Here is a 5,128-nt window from a genome sequence, read left to right as displayed (position 1 = left end):
TCGCCTTTCCGGGGGGCTCGGGGCGGCGCGTGGCCGCGTAGGTCAGGAGCAGAAGGAGGGCGCAGGCTCCTGCCGCGCTGCCGAGCAGGGCGGTGGAGCGCCAGCCGCCGTGCGTCCACAGCGGCCCGGTCAGCGCGGAACCGGTCGCGCCGCCCAGGAAGTAGCAGGTCATGTAGACGGTGGTGACCCGACTGCGCATCTCGTCGCCGACCTGGCCGAAGACCGTCGTCTGGTTGGAGATGTGCGCGGCCTGACGACGGCCGCGCCGAGGAGCACGAGCGACGACGAGTGCACCGACACCACGGCGAACGACACCGCGATCAGGGTGAACGCTCCCGCGCTGACGGCGAACTGGCGTCCCCGGTCGGCGAACCGGCCGGCCAGATTGGCGCCCAGCGCTCCGCCCGCGCCGAGCAGCCCCATCAGACCGATGGCCGCCGAGCCGAAGTGGTACGGCGCCTGGATCAGCCGCAGCGGCACGGCCGTCCACAGCACGGTGAACGCGCCGAAGCCCAGGGCGCCGTACAGACAGCGCTCCACGATGACCGGGCACTCGCGCACCAGCGTGAACAGCGAACCGATGAGCCGGACATAGCCGCGCGCGGTGAGCGGCGCCGGCGGAGCCTGGGCGGGCAGGACACGCCGCAGCATCACGCAGACCGCCAGCATCATGACCGCCGCGCCCCAGAACACCGCGCGCCAGTCGACGAGGTCGGCGACCAGCCCGGCGAAGGTCCGGCAGAGCAGCGCGCCGAGGATGACCCCGGTCATCACCGTGCCCACCACCTGCCCGCGCCGTTCGGGCGGCGCCATGCCCGCGGCCTGCGGCACGATCACCATGGCCGCCACGCTCACCAGGCCGAGCAGGAAGAACGGCCAGACCAGCAGCCCGCCGTCGACCCACGGGATCACCGCGAGCACCACGGCCGCCGTGGTCACCAGCACGGTCAGCAGCCGACGGCGGTCGACGGCGTCACCGAGCGGGACCAGCGCCAACAGGCCGAGGGCGTAACCGAACTGGGTGGCGGAGACGGACGAGGTGAGCGAGTCGGGTGTGCGGTGCAGCGAGGCCGCGAGTTCGGGCAGGATGGGCTGGAGGTAGTACAGGTTGGCCACGCACAGGCCGCACGCGGTGGCGAGCAGCAGCACCGTGATCCGGCCGGCCCGCGGCCGCGCCGGCGCGACGGGTTCCGTCAGACCCGCCGCGCCGGCGCGTGCCGCCTCGCTCACAGCGTGCCGCCGCCGTCGACGTGCAGGACGGCGCCGGTGACGAAGGTGTTCTCCAGCAGGTGCAGCACCGACGCGGCGACGTCGTCGGGCCGGCCGACCCGCCCCACCGGGGTGCTCCGCGCGGTCTGCTCGAAGAGGCCCGCGCGGGCGTCCTCGGGCAGGAAGTCCCACAGCGGGGTGTCGATCATGCCGCCGACGACGACGTTGACCCGCACCGGGGCGAGTTCCACGGCGAGGGAGCGGCCCATGCCGCCGATGCCCGCGTTGGCCGCGGCGGTCGCGCTCATGTCGGCGTAGGACTTGTAGCCGGCCGCGCCGGCGATCAGCACGATCGAGCCCGCGCCGGAGATCTTCTTCCCGGCGTGGCGGACGCTCAGCAGCTGTCCGACGATCTTGGTGTCGAGAGCGGCGCGCACGGCGTCGAGCGACACGTCGTAGACGGAGCCCACGGCCATGTCGCCGGGGCAGACCACCAGGTGGTCGAGGGCGTCGATGTCGGCGAAGAAGGCGCGCACGCTGTCCTCGTCGGTGACGTCCACGACTCCCGTGGTGATGCCGTCGATCTCCTTCGCGGTCTGCTCCAGCCTGTCCTGCGAGCGGGAACCGACGACGACCCGAGCGCCGGCGGCGGCGGCCTGGCGGGCCACGGCCTTGCCGATGCCGGAGGAGCCGCCGATCACCACGACGCGGGCGCCGGACAGGCCGCCGGAGGCGGCGGGGGACGCGTGGGTTGCGGGGGATGCGGGTGAAGCTGACAAGGTCGTCTCCTGGTCACGAGCCGATGGGGTGGGCGCAGGCGGGTGCCTGGGGCCGGGAACGCGGAGATGACCGCCCGGCCACCATCGACGCTGTCAGCTGGGCCGGAAGGTAGGCAGACGCACAATGATGCTAGTTGGAACACCACCTGGTTAGGGCCGCGCGGCCGGGCCACCATGGACTGACGTCGGCGTACCGGCTCAGCCGAGGGCGACGGCCTGGCGACGACTCGACGGCCGCCGCACCCGGTGCCGGTCGAGCGTGACGCCCTCCGTGCGCCGAGCGAGCCGACGCCATGTCAGCCGGGCCCCGGCCGTCGTCCCTAGGTGGTTCCCCGTGAGCAAGGACAGTCCGTTCCCGTACGACCCGATACCGACGGTGCGTGGCCCGGTGGCCGCCGCCGACCTCGGCGTCACGCTCGCGCACGAGCACCTCTTCGTGCTGAGCGCCGAGTTCCAGTCCAACTTCCCCCACCTGTGGGACCGCGAGGCCGGAGTCCGTGAGGCCGTGCGCCAGCTCGACGAGGCGTACGCGGCCGGGGTGCGGACCCTGGTGGACATGACCGTCCTCGGCCAGGGCCGGGACATCGCGCTGATCAACGCGGTCGCCGAGCGCACCCCGGTGAACATCGTGCTCGCCACCGGTGTCTACAGCGTCGACGGCATCCCCCTCTTCGCCCGGTTCCGTGGCCCCGGCGCCGCCGTCGAGGCCGAGGACCCGCTGATCGAGCTGCTGCTGCGCGACGTCACCAGGGGAATCGCGGACAGCGGCGTACGGGCCGGTCTGGTGAAGTTCGCCTGCGAGCGCACCCCGCCGGACGCGGCCGCGCACCGGATGGCCGCCTGCGTCGCCGAGGTGCACCGGCGCACCGGTGTCCCGGTCGTCGTGCACTGCGACCCCTTCGAGGGCAACGGCGTCGCCCTCGTCCGCCTCCTGGAGAAGGAGGGCGTCCCCGCCGGCTCGGTGGTCGTGGCGCACGCCGGGGACTCCGCCGACCTCGACGGACTGCGCGCCCTCGCCGACACCGGCTGCGTCCTCGGCTACGACCGCTACGGCATGACCCCCTTCGCCCCCGACGAGCAGCGCAACGCCACCCTCGCCGCGCTCGTCCGGGCCGGTCACACCGCCCAGCTGCTCGTCTCCCAGGACCACCCCGTCCACATCGACTACCTGACGGACGAACAGCGCCGCGGCCTCTACCCCCACTGGAGCTATGTGCACCTCTTCGAACGGGTCCTGCCACTGCTGCTGAAGGAACCCGGCGTCGACGAGGAGACCGTCCGCACCCTCCTCGTCGACAACCCGCGGCGCCTGCTCACCCGTGTCGCCGCGCCCCGCCCCTCGGGGAGCCACCCGGAGGTGTCCGATGCCGCCTGAGCCGTGGGAGGAGCTGGGCACCCGGCTGGTCCTGGACGAGGAGCACGTCAAGTGCTGGGTGGAGACCGTGCCGCCCGGCGAACGGCGGCCCGCCCACACCCACCGCCACCCCTGGGTGACCGTCGTGCTCTCCGGCGCCCACGGTGAATCCCTCGACGAGAAGGGCGAGTTGATCAAAGAGGTGACGCTGGAGACCGGTCAGGTGGTCTACAACCGCGGCGACACCCTGCCGATGAGGCACTACGTACGCAATCTCTCCGACCGGACGCTCGTCATGGTCGCCATCGAACTCCGCACGCCCACCGCGCCGGAGGAAGGAATCCACCCATGAGCCGACACGAACCCCCCACCGAGCGGCGAGGGAACCGACCGGTGCCGGGCACCCCCGCCCTGGTCACCGGCGCCACCTCCGGGCTCGGCCGAAGCCTCGCACACGCCCTCGCCGACCGCGGCTGGACCGTGCTGGCGCACGGCCGCGACGAAGGCAGGCTGGCCGCCGTCGTCGACGAGGTGCGCGCGGCGGGCGGCACCGCCCACCCCTACCTCGCGGACCTCTCCTCCCTGACGGAGGCCGCCGAGCTCGGCCGCCGTGTCGCCGCCGAGCATCCCTCGCTGGGGCTGCTCGTCAACAACGCCGGGGTGGGCGCGGGATCGGACGCGCGGGCCCGCGAGGTGAGCCACGACGGCTACGAACTGCGCTTCGCCGTCAACTACCTGGCCCCCGTCGTCCTCACCCGCGCCCTGCGCGCCCCGCTGCGCGCCGCGGGCAGCGCCCAGGTCCTCAACATCGGCTCGATCGGACAGAGCCCCGTCGACGCGGACGACATCCAGTTCACCCGGCGCTACGACGGCATGGAGGCCTACACCCGCAGCAAGTTCGCCCTCGCCGCGTTCACCTTCACCGTCGCCGAGGAGTACGCGCGCGACGGCATCCGGGTCAACTGCGTGCACCCCGCGAACTACATGGACACGGCCATGGTCGTCGAGGCCGGGGTGCGCCCCTGGACCACCGTGGCGGAGGGCACCGCCGCCGTGCTCCACGCCCTCGGCGAGGGGGCGAGGGGCGCGAGCGGCCAGTACTACAACGAGACCCGCCGCGCCACCGCCCACCGCCTCGCCTACGACCCCACCACCCAGAGCCGGCTGAGCTCCCTCACCGACCGCCTCATCGCCCCGGTGGTGGGGGCCGGGGGCGGACCTGGTAGGTGAACACCGGCACAGGAAGCGGGCCCGGGCGATCCTCCGCCCGGGCCCGCTCCATGTCAGCTCCTAGTCCTCCTGGACCATGGCCAGCAGGTGCTCGGGGAAGCGTTTGCCGGCGAAGGCACCGGGCGGGGCGATCTCGTCGACCTGCCGCAGAATCTCGGGGGTCAGGGTGACCGCCCCGGCCGACGCGTTCTCGGCCATGTGCGCACGGCGCTGGGCGCCCGGGATCGGGACGACGCCCTGCGCGACCAGCCAGGCCAGGGCGAACTGCGCGGGGGAACAGCCCACTTCGGCCGCCAGCTCGCCGAGTCGGGCCACCAGGCTCTGGTTGAACCCGAGGTTGTCCTCGGAGAAGCGGGGCAGGCCGCGCCGCATGTCGTCCGGGGCCAGCTCGGCGCCGGAGAGTTCGCCGGACAACAGGCCCCGGCTGAAGGGACTGTAGGCGACGAAGCCGATGCCGAGTTCACGCACCGTGGGCAGGACCGACCGCTCCGGGTTCCGGCTGGCCAGGGAGTACTCGGTCTGCACGGCGGTGATCGGGTGCACGGCGTGCGCGGCG

The 5,128-nt window shown here is 73.2% G+C and carries 6 protein-coding genes and 1 pseudogene; 3 read left to right on the top strand and 4 right to left on the bottom strand.

What is annotated here, in order from left to right; genetic code table 11:
- The 3 genes and pseudogenes from AOK23_RS47225 to AOK23_RS31415 form a co-directional block, all read right to left on the bottom strand.
- Nucleotides 1-199: pseudogene (locus AOK23_RS47225) on the bottom strand (MFS transporter); the annotation flags it as partial.
- Complete coding sequence (locus tag AOK23_RS31420) at nucleotides 169-1,230, bottom strand: MFS transporter (protein WP_055715959.1); 1,062 nt, start codon at nucleotides 1,228-1,230, stop codon at nucleotides 169-171. The gene AOK23_RS31420 and the pseudogene AOK23_RS47225, both read right to left, overlap by 31 nt.
- Complete coding sequence (locus tag AOK23_RS31415) at nucleotides 1,227-1,988, bottom strand: SDR family oxidoreductase (protein ID WP_079049817.1); 762 nt, start codon at nucleotides 1,986-1,988, stop codon at nucleotides 1,227-1,229. Before AOK23_RS31415 ends, AOK23_RS31420 begins: the two co-directional genes overlap by 4 nt.
- A gap of 334 nt (nucleotides 1,989-2,322) precedes the next feature.
- On the opposite strand from AOK23_RS31415, the gene AOK23_RS31410 reads away from it, so the two are divergent.
- The 3 genes from AOK23_RS31410 to AOK23_RS31400 are packed head-to-tail and all read left to right on the top strand — an operon-like array spanning nucleotide 2,323 to nucleotide 4,572.
- A complete protein-coding gene (locus AOK23_RS31410; protein WP_055715957.1) occupies nucleotides 2,323-3,363 on the top strand; it encodes a phosphotriesterase family protein in 1,041 nt (346 codons plus the stop codon).
- Nucleotides 3,353-3,694: a cupin domain-containing protein gene (locus tag AOK23_RS31405; protein WP_055715956.1), complete on the top strand. Its 342-nt coding sequence runs from the start codon at nucleotides 3,353-3,355 to the stop codon at nucleotides 3,692-3,694. The genes AOK23_RS31410 and AOK23_RS31405 overlap by 11 nt, the downstream gene beginning before the upstream one ends.
- Nucleotides 3,691-4,572, top strand: a complete 882-nt coding sequence (locus AOK23_RS31400; RefSeq protein WP_079049815.1) for an SDR family NAD(P)-dependent oxidoreductase — start codon at nucleotides 3,691-3,693, stop codon at nucleotides 4,570-4,572. The genes AOK23_RS31405 and AOK23_RS31400 overlap by 4 nt, the downstream gene beginning before the upstream one ends.
- A 60-nt stretch (nucleotides 4,573-4,632) precedes the next feature.
- On the opposite strand, the gene AOK23_RS50545 is transcribed toward AOK23_RS31400, so the two are convergent.
- A partial coding sequence (locus AOK23_RS50545; protein WP_240496651.1) for an aldo/keto reductase occupies nucleotides 4,633-5,128 on the bottom strand: 496 nt, incomplete at its 5' end.

Source organism: Streptomyces torulosus (genome assembly GCF_001419765.1).
Classification (GTDB): domain Bacteria; phylum Actinomycetota; class Actinomycetes; order Streptomycetales; family Streptomycetaceae; genus Streptomyces; species Streptomyces torulosus.
The sequence above is the reverse complement of the archived record's forward strand: the minus strand, read 5'-3'. Positions and strand labels throughout refer to the sequence as shown.